Here is a 15,664-nt window from a genome sequence, read left to right on the forward strand (position 1 = left end):
AATGACTAGGCTACTTCTCCCTCGCCGCGATTAAAACGCTTTTATCTCGAACAAAGTTTAACCACGAAAGGTCAACGCGCCTTAATTAAGTATATGCATTAATTGATTATTTATTGGGAGCTAGGAGGATATTTCTTTATTTGTATCTAATTATTGAATTCAGGGCTCAATAACGATGTTTCATTGAGAAAATTAAGTCTCAATTTATCGATGTAGGTACTAATTTTTCTCGAACTATTTGACTAGATACACAAAGATTCATGTATATACGTGATACGGGTCACGGCGATATACCAAGTGACTTCACAATTACTTCGCAAAGTAAAAAAATTACCGCGTTGATGATTTCTGGAGCGTAAAATGTACATGGCTCAACCGGGCCATATTGATCATATCAAACAGGTCAATGCTGGTCGTGTATATAAACTAATTGACCTTAAAGGTCCTATTTCTCGTATCGATCTGTCCAAGCAAAGTGAGTTGGCCCCGGCGAGTATTACTAAAATTACCCGTGAACTCATTGAAGCTCACCTTATTCACGAAACGACGGTTCAAGAAGCCACGACTCGTGGGCGTCCTGCTGTCGGTCTGCAAACCAATAACGAAGGTTGGCAGTTTCTGTCGATGCGTCTTGGTCGTGGGTATCTCACTATCGCGCTTCATGAATTGGGTGGCGATGTACTTATCGATACTAAGATTGATATTCATGAACGTGACCAAGACGATGTACTTGCGCGTCTTCTGCATGAAATTGATGAGTTTTTTCAAACTTATGCCGAGCAACTCGATAGGGTAACAAGTATTGCGGTTACGCTACCTGGGCTTGTGAATTCTGAGCAGGGAATTGTGTTGCAGATGCCACACTACAACGTTAAAAACTTAGCGTTGGGTCCTGAGATCTACAAAGAAACAGGTCTACCTGTCTTTATTGCCAATGATACCCGAGCGTGGGCATTAGCAGAGAAGCTGTTTGGTCACTCTCAAGATAACGATAATTCCGTTCTTATCTCGATTCACCACGGTGTAGGCGCTGGGATCATTCTCGACGGTCGAGTATTGCAAGGTCGCCACGGTAACATCGGTGAGCTGGGTCATATTCAGATCGATAGACAAGGCAAGCTTTGTCATTGTGGTAATCATGGCTGTTTAGAAACGGTTGCTAGTTCACAGGCTCTCCGTGAGCAAGTCAAAGAAAGACTGGCTAATGGCGAGGCATCATCACTAACGGCGTTTGAAGATGTCACAATTGAACAGATCTGCGCTGCTGCTGCTGATGGTGATCCACTGGCTGTTGAAGTGATTGAGCAGTTAGGTCGTTACTTAGGTGCCGCGATAGCGATTGTGATCAACCTGTTCAATCCTGAGAAAATTTTGATAGGTGGTGTTATCAATCAGGCTAAAAGCGTGTTGTATCCTGCGATTCAAAAGTGTATCGAAGAGCAGAGTTTATCGGTTTACCATCAAGATTTAGAGCTGGTGGAATCTCGATTCTATAAACAAGCCACCATGCCAGGTGCTGCGCTTGTTAAACAAGCTTTATATGATGGCCAATTGTTAATGAAAGTGATTGAAGGCTAACCCTTTTTTTATCGTTTTTAGCCTTCCTTTAACCCTTTCCATGCACTTAAACTATGTATAACAGCATTTGTTGTACTTAGTTTAAGCATCTGTGTATTTGCGCTTTGCTTTAACCTATCGAATTAGGCTATTGTAGCCACAGTTATTATTTGTCACTAAGGTGTTGTATGTCTGGCGTTTTAAATTCTGTTGATCAGAGAACTAAACTCGTCGGTGAAAACCGTCTGGAACTCTTGTTATTTAGCTTAAATAGTCGCCAACTATTTGCGATTAACGTATTTAAAGTGAAAGAAGTCTTAAAAGTGCCTGTACTCACTCGCTTGCCAGGCTCTCACCATCATATTACGGGTGTTGCTTCTTTACGTGGTGAATCTGTACCTGTGATTGACTTACGCAGTGCGATTGGTTTCCCACCATCACGTGATGAGACTCAAGAAAACAACTTGATCATTACCGAATACAACCGAACCGTACAAGGCTTCTTGGTTGGACAAGTTCGCAATATCGTGAATACGACATGGACAGAAATCCAACCGCCACCAAAGACTACGGGTCGAGCAAACTACCTAACTGCTATCACGCATATCCAAGAAGAAGAGCAGCACAAAATCGTTGAGATCATCGATGTTGAAAAGGTGTTAGCGGAGATCATCGACTACGATGTGTCGATTTCTGACGGTGTTCTAGATCAGCAGTTAGCGAATGAAATGGTTGGCCGTAATGTGCTTATCGTGGATGATTCTTCAACAGCACGCAACCAGATCAAAGGCACCTTGTCGCAACTTGGTTTGAACATTATCGAATGTTGTGACGGCTTAGAAGCACTGACTTTACTTAAGAAGTGGTGTGATGAAGGCAAAGACATCAATCAAGAAATACTGTTGATGATCACCGATGCTGAAATGCCAGAAATGGATGGCTACAAACTGACTCATGAAGTTCGAACTGATCCTCGAATGCATGACTTGTTTATTACGCTAAATACTTCATTAAGTGGTAGTTTCAATGAAGCCATGGTTGAGAAAGTAGGGTGTAATCGCTTTATTTCTAAATTCCAACCAGACCTCTTAGTTGAAGTAACTCAAGAGCGAATGCGTCAGATTTTGTAATTAATGCAGCTGTACGGTTTGTTTCGAATGACCTTGGCGAAAACGTTTGCTAGTATTTGATACAGCATGTTTTTTAACAAAATATGCTCAACTACTAACGTAACTTTTCATGCACAATCTAAGGTAGTTCCTCTGAATGATATGGTTAACGTCTAAAGTCGTCATGACTTTGAGCTTATTACTGTATAGGGAATTTAAGAAAAGACGTACGGAAGCGGACGTTGAGGTATAACTCAACAACTTGAATTTAAGGGAAGCGGATGCTTCCCTTTTTCGTTTCTAGCGTTTCTTGGAGGGCAACTTGATTCGTTAATGAAAATCTCGGGATTTGGTGTTCAAACCAATAATTTCATCGGTAATATCGATGAGTTTACCCGCTATAACATGCACAACTTCGCCTTCCTTTTCTAATATTCCTTGTACTTTTAACGCTTTGGCTGTCAGATAAGCTTGCTGTTGAGAGCGCGCGGTTGCTCCCCATACCACGACATTAATATTGCCCGTGTTATCTTCTAATGTAACAAAGGTAACACCTGCCGCGGTTCCGGGAGCTTGTTTTCCTGTGACTAATCCAACAACCGTGACCATAGATTTGTGTCTTTGCTGTATTAAATCCTTCATGTGTGTGAATCGACCTAATCGTCCCGCTTCTTCTAGCAAAGTGATTGGGTGTTTGTTCAATGAAATTCCGACACTGGTGAAGTCTTCGAGTAGATCTTGCATCTCATTGGGTTTGTGCAGTGCATGTTCGTCATGTCCATCCCCAACATCGTCATAGACTTGGCTAAACAGAGGTAAATCAGAAGCGGAGTCCATGATCGCCCAGCGAGTCTGGAAGCGGTCTCCCGATACGTTATGTAGCGCATTGGCCGATGCCAGTAGCTCGATATCTTTCTTATTCATCGATAACTGTTTCACCTGGCTAGGGTGGCGATAACCGGATTGTGGCCGATTGGCGAGCACGCTTTGAATCCCATGTTCGCTGAATCCTTTGATTTGTCGCAGCCCTAAGCGAATCGCTAAACCATTCTGATGAGCGATGACAGTGTGGTTGTCTTGTGAGGCGTTCACACATACCGGAAGAACTACCACATTGTGTCGTTGTGCGTCTTGTACCAACTGTGATGGGCTATAAAACCCCATAGGTTGGCTATTGAGCAAGGAAGCATAGAAGCATTCTGGGTAGTAGCATTTCAACCAAGCTGAGCAATACGCTAACACCGCAAACGAAGCCGAGTGACTTTCAGGAAAACCGTATTCGCCAAAGCCGCATATCTGTTTAAAGATCTGCTCAGCAAATTCTGTCTCATAGCCACGCTTTTGCATTCCCTCGATGAGTTTGTTTTTAAACTTAAAGACGTTGCCATTTTTCTTCCAAGCGGCCATCGCGCGTCTGAGCTGATCCGCCTCTCCACCTGTGAATCCTGCGGCAACCATCGCGAGCTTAATCACTTGTTCTTGGAATATCGGCACACCCAAAGTGCGCGACAGTACCGACTCCACGTCTTTAGATGGATAACTGATTGGCTCAATACCATCTCGGCGCTTTAAGAATGGGTGAACCATATCGCCTTGAATAGGCCCAGGACGTACGATAGCAATTTGAATCACCAAGTCGTAATAAGTCCTTGGTTTGAGCCTTGGCAGCATGCTCATTTGCGCGCGTGACTCTATTTGGAAGATCCCGACGGTGTCTGCTCGCTGAATCATGCCGTAAACCTGAGGGTCATCCTTAAGGCGGGTGATCTCAGCAATGGTCAGTGATCGCCTGTGAATGCGTTTGATCAGGTCGAAACATTTACGAATCGCAGAGAGCATACCTAACGCGAGTACATCAACTTTCAGCAGCCCCAATGTTTCAAGATCATCCTTATCCCATTGAATTATGGTTCGATCGTGCATAGCCGCATTTTCGACGGGAACCAATTCATACAAAGGCCCAGAAGAGATCACGAAGCCGCCAACATGCTGAGACAGGTGACGTGGAAAGCCGATGATCTCATTAACCAAATGGATAAACTGCTGTCCCTTCAAAGAATCAGGCTGTAGCCCCAATTGAGTGAGCTGAGCCTGCCAACCTAAGCTTTTGTCCCTGCGATTGGTGTTCTTTATAAAGTAATCAAGCTGAGTTTCTTGTAGCCCTAAAGCTTTGCCGACATCTCTGACCGCGCTTTTAAAGCGATATGAAATGACAGTTGCGGCAAGTGCTGCACGTTCTCTACCGTATTTTTTGTAGATGTATTGGATGACTTCTTCACGGCGCTCGTGCTCAAAATCGACATCAATATCGGGCGGCTCATCGCGCTCTTTACTGATGAAGCGTTCAAATAGCACTGAGATTTGTCTTGGGTCGACAGAGGTGATCTCTAGGCAGTAACAGACCACGGAATTGGCCGCTGAACCTCGACCTTGGTAAAGAATGCCTTGGCTTTTGGCAAATATGACGATGTCGTGAATGGTGAGAAAAAAGAAAGGGTAGTCAAGCGCGTCAATTAGCCTCAATTCTTTATCTATGATTTGTTGAATGTCATTAGGTACACCTTGCGGGAAGCGAGCTCGTTTTCCCTTTTCGACTAACATGCGTAGGTAGCTCATGGGTGTCTCACCTTGAGGGATCAGCTCGCTTGGGTATTCGTAGCGCAAGCTGGCTAAATCAAATTCACACAGCTCAGCGATTCGGTTGCTCTCTTCTAGCCACTCAGCTTTGAATATATGAGAGATCTTATTGATACTCCGTAAACAGCGCTCGGCATTAGCGAGTAAGTGACTGCCCACTTCAGTAATGGGACGTTGGTATTTGATCGCAGTGAGTGAATGCTGCAAGGGTAAGCGGTTCGCGTTGTGCATCAGCACGCCACCACACGCTGTTATCGGCAGTTGATGATGTTGTGACAGCTCAACGCAGTAATCTGTGTAATGCTGGTCGGTTTGTTTTAGGTGTCGTTGTAAGCCGATCCAAAGCCGACCTGAATGATGCTGGGAGAGCCATTGCCCCCAGTGTGCGTCTTCATTTTTCTGTTGAGGAAGCCAAAGAATAAAGCAGTGTTTAGCCGACATGATATCCCACTCAGAGAGCTGATAATGTCCCTTGCTACTACGACGTCTCGCATTGGTAATAATACGACACAGCTCGGCGTAGGCTTGTCTATTCGGACATAACAAGACAACTTGGCACTCTTCATTTAACCAAAACATGCTCCCGACAATTTGCTTGAGCGACAGTTTATGTTGCTTTATCGCAGAGTGAACCTTAACGATGCCCGCTACTGAGCACTCATCAGTAACCGCGAGTGCTTTGTAACGTAAGAAGTCGGCCTGTAAAACAAGCTCTTCCGCGTGTGAAGCTCCCTCTAGAAAGGAGTAATTACTTTGACAGAAAAGCTCTGAGTATTGCTGAGACATAACGTAATCTCACTTAACCATTGCGAGTGAAGATGATTGAAAAGGGCGTTTAAATTGAGTAAATGGTGCGGGTTGGCGATTCAACTTTTGTTGGTTAGCTAAATAAGCCGTGCAAAAACCACTGTTTATCTGGTGTTCTAAATACCCATAACCATCGACCGTTTTCACTGTGAGCAATAAAGTAGTCACGAATGATCTTCTCTCCGTCCCACCAGCCAGACACAATGCGCTCAGGGCCTTGAGATAAGGTGACGCTTTCGGTTAAGGCTTCGGGCTCTGGCAGTAAAATACTGGGCCGGAGTCGTTGTTGATGGACGTTGAGATCTATGGTTTTTTGCTCGCTCTCTGGGGGCGTTTGCTTTTTTGCCACAGACTTACTCAGTGTTGGGATCGAATACTGATTGGCCTTTTCTGGCCTTGGATCGTGCAGTATTTTGGGAGTCTGAATACAAGCTTGCCCAAGCTTTGCTTGAAGCAGCGAGAGCAAATCTAGCGCAGCAAGCGTTCCTGTATTGCCATCGAAAAGATCATGGTAGGCGACTTGCGGTTCTCCATGACGAATCAAAGAGAGAGTCAGCCCCTGTACGGGTGCTGTTATCTTCAGTGACTCTAAGGTTAGATGCGTTAGGTTTGCCCATTTGACTGCAAGGTAATCGCCCTGCGCGGAATAAAAAGAGACATGATGGTCGTCTTTATCCCTTAGGTGCAAAGTCAGCGTTAACTCGAAAGCCACTCGGTCGCGCAGCTTCAAAAAACACTCGAGTTGATTCAGTAATTTCAGCAACGGCTTTTCGATAAATAGGATGTTTTCAATATCAAACAACAGCTCCAAATATTGCTGGAAATTCTCTGGTGGGTGATAGAAATCAATTGGGTGCTTGAACTGCCCATTAAGGCGACCGACATAATTCACCAGGTCGATATCAAAGCGACGCGCGACCTCTTGCAAAGGCAGCTTTAATAAGTCTTCAACGGTATTGATACCGACACGGTTCAGGCGTTCCACTTGCTTGGTCGGTAGCTCACTGGAACTCAATGCTTGTTGATTGACCCAAGTTTTCATCTGCTCAATATTGTTTGTTGCTTGATTGATCGCTTGCTTACCCAAAAGGATCGCAGCAAGCGGCGAATAACCCGTAGCGAAGCTGAACTGGATATTGAGCGTCTCCAAGTGGCTTTTGAGCTCATGCCAGTAGTTATCTAGCCCGTCGTAAAGTGACAGCATGTTAGAGGCTTTAATCAACAAACCATTAGGTGGCAATAACGCCATGTCGGAAGTGACCAAATACGCCCATTGAGCGATCTCTTTGAGCTTACTTTTCTCCAGTTCAATACTGTAAGGGTGGACGTGTAAGTTGTGACACAGCGCCGCCGCAGATCCTAAGCCCATACCAAGTGAAATTCCCGATTGCAACGCAGCTGGGTTTGCTTGCAGTACTCGGTGATCTTTTTCATCCACGATGATAATGGGTTGTTCGCGTGAGTCTTCGCTCGAACCCAATTCATTAGAGTTAAACAAGGTATCCAATTGTAGGGATGAGAAATGCAGATACAACCACAGCATACGTTAGCCTTGCTTCGCAATAGGAAAAGCCAGCACAGTGTTACCTGACAAAGCACGATCTAAATTGTCTTCATGAATGACTTTCTCTGTGAGTAACGGCCAGTTGTGTGTCATGTCTAGAATAAAGCTGCCATACGACCAACTGCCTTTTCTTTTCGTGACTTCAACCTTTAACCCTTGGATGTGAGAAGACAGCTTCATGCTTAAAGAAACGGGTAGGGATAACTGATTATGGCTGGTGGTTTTAAAATGAAATTGCAGACACTTGCCCGTTTCGCTTGCCGCTTGCAGGCGCTTGGTTTGGTGAATTTCTAGCTCCGCTCCCCATAGCAAAACAGAATGACAGGCACCACTCTTGAGACACTGCTCTGCGGCCCATAACGCATCGAGATCACGTTGAGGCTGAATAACGAGAATGTTCTCTAATTCAATGCCTTGGTTGCTAAAAAACTCGGCACAGATCTTCCCTGGAGGGTTGATGAAAATGGCCAACTTCTGCGATTTTTGTTGAGCTAAATAAGGAGTGAGTAGACGAAGTTCGCCGATCCCTTGTTGTGTTTCAACCTCAATAACGCCGTGCGTCGGGAAGCCGCCATCAAGCTGTTTATCCAATTGAGGATAGCCTGTCGAAGTGGTGCTGCCTTGCGTTGTTGATTGTAACCCTTTCCAGATTAGCTGGCGGTCTTGTAAGTTTTTTATTAGTTCATGCATAATCAAATACCTGTATATTTATACAGTATATTTAACAATGAAAAAGATGCAAAGCAAAATGACGAAAATCAGGTGAACTAAATATTAGATGGTTGATTTAGATACAAAAAAAGCCGCTATGGAAGCGACTTTTTACTGTTGGTTAATGATATCAGTTACTTAGGTTGAGCATCGATACATTGGCCATTAATGTCTGTCACACTTGGGTTCATTAAGTGTAGGTACAGAGGGATGATGTCGAGTGGCGTTTTTAGCTTATTCGCATCTTCTCCTGGGTACGCTTTTGCACGCATGCGTGTTTGAGTGCCGCCCGGATTAATCGCATTAACGCGGATATCGGTACCTTCAAGCTCATCGGCTAAGATCTGCATCATGCCTTCTGTAGCAAACTTTGAAATTGCGTAAGTACCCCAGAACGCGCGGCCAGAGTGACCAACCGTTGAAGAGGTAAAGACAATACGACCCGCTTCCGCTTTCTTAATGACAGGCAGTAACGCTTGAGTCATTAGAAATTCAGCTTTAACGTTGATTTGCATGACGCCATCAAACGTTTCTTCATCGATTTGATCGAATGGACTTAACGTGCCAAGCACACCTGCGTTATGCAGTAGACCATCTAAACGACCGAACTGTGATTCAATGGTTTCAGCCATGTCGATGTAGTTCTGTTTTGTCGCGCCTTTTAAATCCAATGGGATAATCGCAGGCTGTGGGTAACCAGCGCTTTCGATTTCATCGTAAATCAATTCAAGGTTTTTGACATTGCGTCCTAACAGAATAACAGTTGCACCATGTTGAGCGAAACTTAGCGCGGCTTGGCGACCAATGCCAGCACCGGCACCTGTAACCAAAATTACTTTATCTTTGAGGGCATCTGTAGAGATTGGGTAATCCACTGTGCTTATCCTTCTTTCTTTTATTATGTTCGTCATTCCATTGATGTTTAATCACACAGATAACCGCAGGAATGATGAGAAATTCTTGGTAATCGTGACAAGATGGTTACAATACACTAATTCATACAATAGGGGATATGACATTGGAATTTTTGTTGGACTACGGCTTGTTTTTAGCCAAGATTGCGACCGTTGTAATCGCCATCATTGCAATTTTAGTGATAGCTAAATCTGTGGGTGGAAAATCAAGCGCGATTAAAGGTGAGCTGGAAATCACGAACCTATCTGAGCACCACAAACAAACGATTGAACAACTAGAGCACCATTTACATGATGATGCTTTTATCAAAGCACGTGATAAAGCAGAAAAGAAAGCGGAAAAAGAAAAAGTAAAATCACGTGGCAAAGAAGTGAAGAAAGCAGCGAAAGAGGGGGAGCTTGATAGCAAGCGTGAACCACACCTATTCGTTCTTGATTTTAATGGCAGCATTGATGCGAAAGAAGTGGCTTCATTACGTGAAGAGGTAACGGCGGTTCTGGCTGTTGCTCGTGAAGGTGATGAAGTATTGCTTAAGCTTGAGTCTGGCGGTGGTATGGTTCACGGCTATGGTCTGGCGTCTTCTCAACTTGACCGTATCAAAGCGGCAGGTCTGCCTCTGACTATCTCGGTAGATAAAGTCGCAGCAAGTGGCGGTTACATGATGGCATGTATCGCAGACAAAATCGTATCTGCACCGTTTGCTATTGTTGGTTCTATTGGTGTTATCGCTCAACTGCCAAACTTCAACAAACTGCTTAAAAAGCACGACATTGAATTCGAACAGCTAACGGCAGGTGAGTACAAACGCACGCTTACTATGTTTGGTGAGAACAGTGATAAAGCACGCGAGAAGTTTAAAGAAGAGCTAGAGGAAACTCATGGTTTGTTTAAAGATTTCATCCGTGACCACAGACCTGCGCTAGATCTTGACAAAGTAGCAACGGGTGAGCACTGGTTTGGTACACAAGCGCATGAACTTGGGCTGGTGGATGAGATTAGCACTTCTGATGATTTAGTCGTAGCGGCATGTAAGGACAAAACAGTTCTAGCGATTCACTACGTACAGAAGAAAAAGCTGTCAGACAAACTAGCGGGCGTGGCAGGTAAATCTGCAGACAGCGCGCTGATGAAGCTGATTGAACGTGGTCAAAAGCCGATTGTTTAAGCTTATTGAGTTCTAGTTCTAGTTCTAGTTCTAGTTCTAGTTCTAGGTTTAGTGCCTTACGTTCATTTGCAGACGTTTGAGCCTTAAAAAGAAAGCGCATAAGTCATAAGACTTATGCGCTTTTTTATTGCTCCACTTCCGAGCGGGTGACCACTATGTTGTAGGGGGAGCGGAGTTTTATACCAAGCACTGACTTACTGTGATTGATATTAAATCTTGGCTCCATAGTCATTGCGTTTTGGACAAGTGGTCAGAATCTCTCGATGACCTGTGTCTTTGAGCTCTTCCAGAATCACATCAAAGCCCCATAAGCGATAGAGATGTTTCATCACTTCGTCGTAGCCTTTATCAAGCGGGATACGGCCGTGAGGTACATATTGCAGTGTCATCGAGCGGTCACCGCGAACATCGACATTAAACACCTGAATATTCGGCTCAAGGTTGCTTAGATTGTACTGCGCCGCAAGCTTTTCACGAATTAAGCGATAGCCCGGATCGTCGTGAATAGCGCTTATCTCAATGGTGTTTTTGCGGTCGTCGTCGAGCACAGAGAACAACTTAAAGTCTCGAATGATTTTTGGTGAAAGGTATTGGCTGATAAAGCTTTCATCTTTGAAATTGTGCATGGCAAAGTGCACCGCCTCTAACCAATCACTTCCGGCTAACTCAGGGAACCATTCTTTGTCTTCATCGGTTGGTTCTTCACAGATACGTCGAATGTCTCTAAACATCGCAAAGCCAAGCGCATAAGGGTTTATTCCGCTGAAATAAGGGCTATTGTAGGCGGGTTGAGCAACCACACTGGTGTGGCTGTGTAGGAATTCTAAGATGAACTTATCACTCACCAAGCCTTCGTCGTAAAGGTGGTTAAGAATGGTGTAATGCCAGAAGGTTGCCCAGCCCTCATTCATTACTTGAGTTTGTTTCTGAGGATAGAAGTATTGGCTTACCTTGCGAACAATACGAACACACTCACGTTGCCAAGGTTCAAGCAGTGGGGCGTTCTTCTCAATAAAGTACAGAATGTTTTCTTGAGGCTCACTAGGGAAACGTATCTTGGTCTCTTCTTCCTTACTTTTGTTCTGAGGAACCGTTCTCCAAAGTTCGTTCACTTGAGATTGCAGATACGCTTCACGTTCTTCTTGTCTTGCGGTTTCTTCCGCAATGGAAATCTTTTCTGGGCGTTTGTATCTGTCTACGCCGTAGTTCATGAGAGCATGACAAGAATCGAGAAGTTTCTCGACTTCAGCTACACCGTATTTTTCTTCGCAATCGGTAATGTATTTTTTCGCGAATAATAGATAGTCGATAATCGAGCTTGCATCAGTCCAAGTTTGGAACAGGTAATTACCCTTAAAGAACGAGTTATGGCCGTAACAGGCATGCGCCATTACCAATGCTTGCATGGTGACAGTGTTCTCTTCCATTAAGTAAGCGATACATGGATCTGAATTGATCACGATTTCGTACGCTAAGCCCATTTGGCCGTGTTTGTAGTTTTGCTCTGTCTGGATGAACTTCTTACCAAAAGACCAGTGGTTGTAATTGATGGGCATACCAATACTGGAGTAAGCATCCATCATCTGCTCAGAGGTAATCACTTCAATCTGGTTCGGGTAAGTGTCTAAACGGTAATGCTGCGCCACACGCTTAATTTCTACGTGATATTGTTCCAAGAGGTTGAACGTCCAATCTGGACCATCAGGCAGCATCTTGTCGTTTTTCTTCTGTGCAGATTTGTCTTTCTCTGCAACGTTTGATTTCGCTGTCATGGCAAACTCCCTTACGCAGTCTCTTTCTGGAACAGTTCTCTAAACACAGGAAAAATATCATCCACCGTTTTAATGTTCTTCATGGCGAAGTTATCGAAGCTCGCTTCTAGCTTCTCGTACTCGTGCCAAAGCGTTTGGTGTGAACGGCGCGTAATTTCGATGTAAGAGTAATATTGGCAAGTCGGCAATAGCGTATTGACCAACAGTTCTTTACAGCGAGGTGAGTCATCCGCCCAGTTATCTCCATCAGAAGCTTGTGCTGCGTAGATATTCCACTCATTAGCAGGATAACGATCTGCGACAATTTCTTTCATTAGTTTCAGTGCACTAGAAACGATCGTGCCGCCAGTTTCTTGTGAATAGAAGAACTCATGTTCGTCAACTTCTTTAGCCTGAGTATGGTGACGAATAAACACAACATCGACGTTTTCATATGTGCGATTGAGGAATAAGTAAAGCAGTACGTAGAAGCGTTTTGCGATGTCCTTGGTGGCTTGATCCATTGAGCCAGATACATCCATTAGACAGAACATAACGGCTTGGCTAGATGGAATAGGGCGCTTCTCGTAGTTTTTAAAACGCAGGTCGAAGGTGTCAATAAATGGCACGCTTTCAATTTTTTTACGTAACTCGGCAATCTCTTCTTTTAAACGACTTTCTTCAAAGGGTTGTGCTGGTTCCGTCATTTTAACTTGGTCAAGCTGCTCCATCAGTAGGTTAAGCTCGCGCTTTTTACCTGCTGTCATCGCGGTTCTACGAGCCAGAGATTGCTGCAGTGAACGCACGATTGCGATGTTGGAAGGAATCCCCGCGCTTTGATAACCAGAGCGATGTGTCTTCCATTCGGTGATTTTGTTGACCTGATTCTTCTCTAGATTAGGAAGAGCTAAATCTTCAAAGAGAATATCAAGATATTCATCTTTTGAAATTTGGAATGTAAATTCATCTTGGCCTTCGCCATCAGGGCTTGCGTCACCCTGGCCTGCGCCACCACCTTGACCGCCACCTTTAGGACGTTCAATTTTATCGCCCGTGATGAACTGGTCATTACCTGGGTGAACGCGTTCTCTTACGCCGCCTTGACCTTGGTGAAAGCTTGGCTCTTTGATGTCTTTATGGGGAATAGTGACGTCTTCACCGGTTTCAGTATTGGTGATTGAGCGTCGGTTGACTGCATCGGCCACAGATTCTTTGATTTGCTCTTTATGGCGTCGTAAGAAACGCTGTCTATTCACAGCACTCTTATTCTTGCCATTGAGCCTCCGATCGATAAATTGTGCCATAAGAACTCCCTCTCAGCTGATGTTGCGATCCTACTTTTTATTCGGGTATAAGAGTTATTAGTTTACTAAAGCTATTCGTTCGTTAGGGTATAAAGTTATTGGTTTGTACGAGCTGCCCAATTGAGCAGCTCAATACAGTTTGGTTATGAGGATTTACGAACTCTTAGGTACCACTCAGATAGCAGTCTCACTTGTTTCTCGGTGTAGCCTTTTTCCATCATACGAGCAACGAAGTCGTCGTGTTTTTTCTGATCATCCGTTGAGGTCTTAGCATTGAACGAAATAACAGGAAGTAGCTCTTCTGTGTTAGAGAACATTTTCTTCTCAATTACAGTGCGCAGTTTCTCGTAGCTCGTCCAAACTGGGTTTTGACCGTTATTGTTGGCTTTGGCACGAAGCACGAAGTTCACAATCTCATTTCGGAAATCTTTAGGGTTACTGATCCCTGCTGTTTTCTCGATTTTCTCTAGTTCACCATTCAGAGAAGCACGGTCAAATAGCTGTCCTGTTTCTGGATCGCGGTACTCTTGGTCTTGAATCCAGAAGTCCGCGTAGGTGACATAGCGGTCGAAGATATTCTGTCCGTACTCAGAGTAAGACTCTAGGTAAGCGGTTTGAATTTCTTTACCAATGAATTCTACGTAACGCGGTACTAGGTATCCTTTCAAGAACTCAAGATACTTCTCAGCGGTCTCTTGAGGGAACTGCTCACGTTCAATTTGCTGTTCAATCACGTAGAACAAGTGAACCGGGTTTGCCGCCACTTCGGCTTGGTCGAAGTTAAATACACGAGACAGGATCTTAAAGGCGAAACGCGTTGATAGCCCAGACATGCCTTCGTCAACGCCGGCATAATCTCGGTACTCTTGGTAGCTCTTCGCTTTTGGATCGGTGTCTTTTAGAGTTTCACCATCGTAAACACGCATTTTTGAGAACAGAGAAGAGTTTTCAGGCTCTTTCAGTCTCGATAGGATGCTGAATTGCGATAGCAGATCGAGTGTGCTTGGTGAACAAGGGGCTTTGGATAGCTCACTGTGCTCAAGCAGTTTTTGGTAGATCTTAACTTCTTCAGAGACGCGCAGACAGTAAGGGACTTTTACAATGTACACACGGTCGAGGAAGGCTTCGTTGTTTTTGTTGTTACGGAAGGTCTGCCACTCGGATTCGTTTGAGTGAGCTAGAATCATACCGTCAAATGGCAGTGCAGAAAGTCCTTCAGTACCGTTGAAGTTACCTTCTTGTGTTGCCGTTAGGAGTGGGTGCAAGACTTTGATTGGCGCCTTGAACATCTCTACGAATTCCATCACACCTTGGTTTGCTTTACACAGTGCACCAGAGTAACTGTAGGCATCAGGGTCATCTTGAGAAAAGTGCTCAAGTTTACGAATATCGACTTTACCTACAAGTGAAGAGATATCTTGGTTGTTTTCATCACCAGGTTCTGTCTTCGCGATCGCAACTTGGTCGAGAATAGAAGGGCGCAGTTTGATGACTTTGAATTTGGATATGTCACCACCGAAGTCATGGAGGCGTTTTGCTGCCCAAGGTGACATGATAGAGCGTATGTAACGTTTCTCTATTCCGTACTCTTGTTTCAAAAGCTCGCCATCTTCGTTTACGTCAAATAGACAGAAGGGGTGATCATTCACTGGGCTTCGCTCACCATCGGCAGACAGCACATAGATTGGTAGCTTTTGCATCAGTGCTTTGAGTTTTTCAGCAAGGGAAGATTTACCACCGCCCACAGGGCCAAGTAGATAAAGGATTTGCTTACGTTCTTCTAAACCTTGCGCTGCATGTTTTAGATAAGAAACAATCTGTTCAATCGCGTCTTCCATGCCGTAGAAATCTTTAAATTCACTGTAGCGTGAGATGACACGGTTCGAGAAAATACGACTTAGTTGAGGATCTTGAGCAGTGTCAATGACCTCCGGTTCGCCAATGGCGAGTAATAAGCGCTCGGCAGCATTCGCGTACGCACTTTTATCGTCTTTACACAGCCCTAAGAACTCTTGCAATGTCAGCTCTTCTTCCTTGGCTGCTTCATAACGTGATTGATAGTGGTCAAAAATACTCATAGTCACATTCCCCTTGTTAACCAGTCAAAACTGACGAGCGATTGAAAAATAGGCTCTCCCTACATT

10 protein-coding genes are annotated in these 15,664 nt (G+C 44.4%); 3 read left to right on the top strand and 7 right to left on the bottom strand.

Features of this window, described 5'->3' with window-relative positions; all coding sequences use genetic code 11:
• The first annotated feature begins 360 nt into the window (after positions 1-360).
• Positions 361-1,578, top strand: a complete 1,218-nt coding sequence (locus ACED28_RS16500; protein WP_017097686.1) for an ROK family protein — start codon at positions 361-363, stop codon at positions 1,576-1,578.
• A gap of 167 nt (positions 1,579-1,745) precedes the next feature.
• A complete protein-coding gene (locus tag ACED28_RS16505) occupies positions 1,746-2,687 on the top strand; it encodes a chemotaxis protein CheV (protein ID WP_009848992.1) in 942 nt (313 codons plus the stop codon).
• Between the two features lie 309 nt (positions 2,688-2,996).
• Here the strand turns inward: ACED28_RS16505 and ACED28_RS16510 are convergent, their stop codons facing one another.
• From ACED28_RS16510 to ACED28_RS16525, 4 genes are all read right to left on the bottom strand, one after another.
• Positions 2,997-6,089 (bottom strand): error-prone DNA polymerase, encoded by a 3,093-nt coding sequence (locus ACED28_RS16510; protein WP_371710287.1) that lies wholly within the window; start codon positions 6,087-6,089, stop codon positions 2,997-2,999.
• Between the two features lie 94 nt (positions 6,090-6,183).
• Positions 6,184-7,653, bottom strand: coding sequence for a DNA polymerase Y family protein (locus tag ACED28_RS16515; protein WP_371710288.1), 1,470 nt, complete (start codon positions 7,651-7,653; stop codon positions 6,184-6,186).
• A gap of 3 nt (positions 7,654-7,656) precedes the next feature.
• Positions 7,657-8,364: a translesion DNA synthesis-associated protein ImuA gene (imuA, locus tag ACED28_RS16520; protein WP_102248932.1), complete on the bottom strand. Its 708-nt coding sequence runs from the start codon at positions 8,362-8,364 to the stop codon at positions 7,657-7,659.
• 155 nt (positions 8,365-8,519) lie between these two features.
• On the bottom strand, positions 8,520-9,260 hold the full coding sequence (locus tag ACED28_RS16525) for a YciK family oxidoreductase (RefSeq protein ID WP_029225624.1): 741 nt from the start codon (positions 9,258-9,260) through the stop codon (positions 8,520-8,522).
• Between the two features lie 137 nt (positions 9,261-9,397).
• Between ACED28_RS16525 and sohB the strand changes: the two genes are divergently transcribed.
• A complete protein-coding gene (sohB, locus tag ACED28_RS16530; RefSeq protein ID WP_371710289.1) occupies positions 9,398-10,465 on the top strand; it encodes a protease SohB in 1,068 nt (355 codons plus the stop codon).
• Between the two features lie 209 nt (positions 10,466-10,674).
• Here the strand turns inward: sohB and ACED28_RS16535 are convergent, their stop codons facing one another.
• From ACED28_RS16535 to ACED28_RS16545, 3 genes are all read right to left on the bottom strand, one after another.
• Positions 10,675-12,237 (bottom strand): SpoVR family protein, encoded by a 1,563-nt coding sequence (locus ACED28_RS16535; protein ID WP_017102060.1) that lies wholly within the window; start codon positions 12,235-12,237, stop codon positions 10,675-10,677.
• An 11-nt stretch (positions 12,238-12,248) separates the two neighbouring features.
• Entirely contained in the window at positions 12,249-13,520 is a 1,272-nt protein-coding gene (locus ACED28_RS16540; RefSeq protein WP_102512516.1) for a YeaH/YhbH family protein, read from the bottom strand.
• Positions 13,521-13,663: 143 nt separating this feature from the next.
• Entirely contained in the window at positions 13,664-15,598 is a 1,935-nt protein-coding gene (locus ACED28_RS16545; RefSeq protein ID WP_371710290.1) for a PrkA family serine protein kinase, read from the bottom strand.
• Between the last annotated feature and the right edge of the window lie 66 nt (positions 15,599-15,664).

The organism is Vibrio sp. 1F253, from assembly GCF_041439295.1.
In the GTDB taxonomy this organism is placed as follows: domain Bacteria; phylum Pseudomonadota; class Gammaproteobacteria; order Enterobacterales; family Vibrionaceae; genus Vibrio; species Vibrio tasmaniensis_A.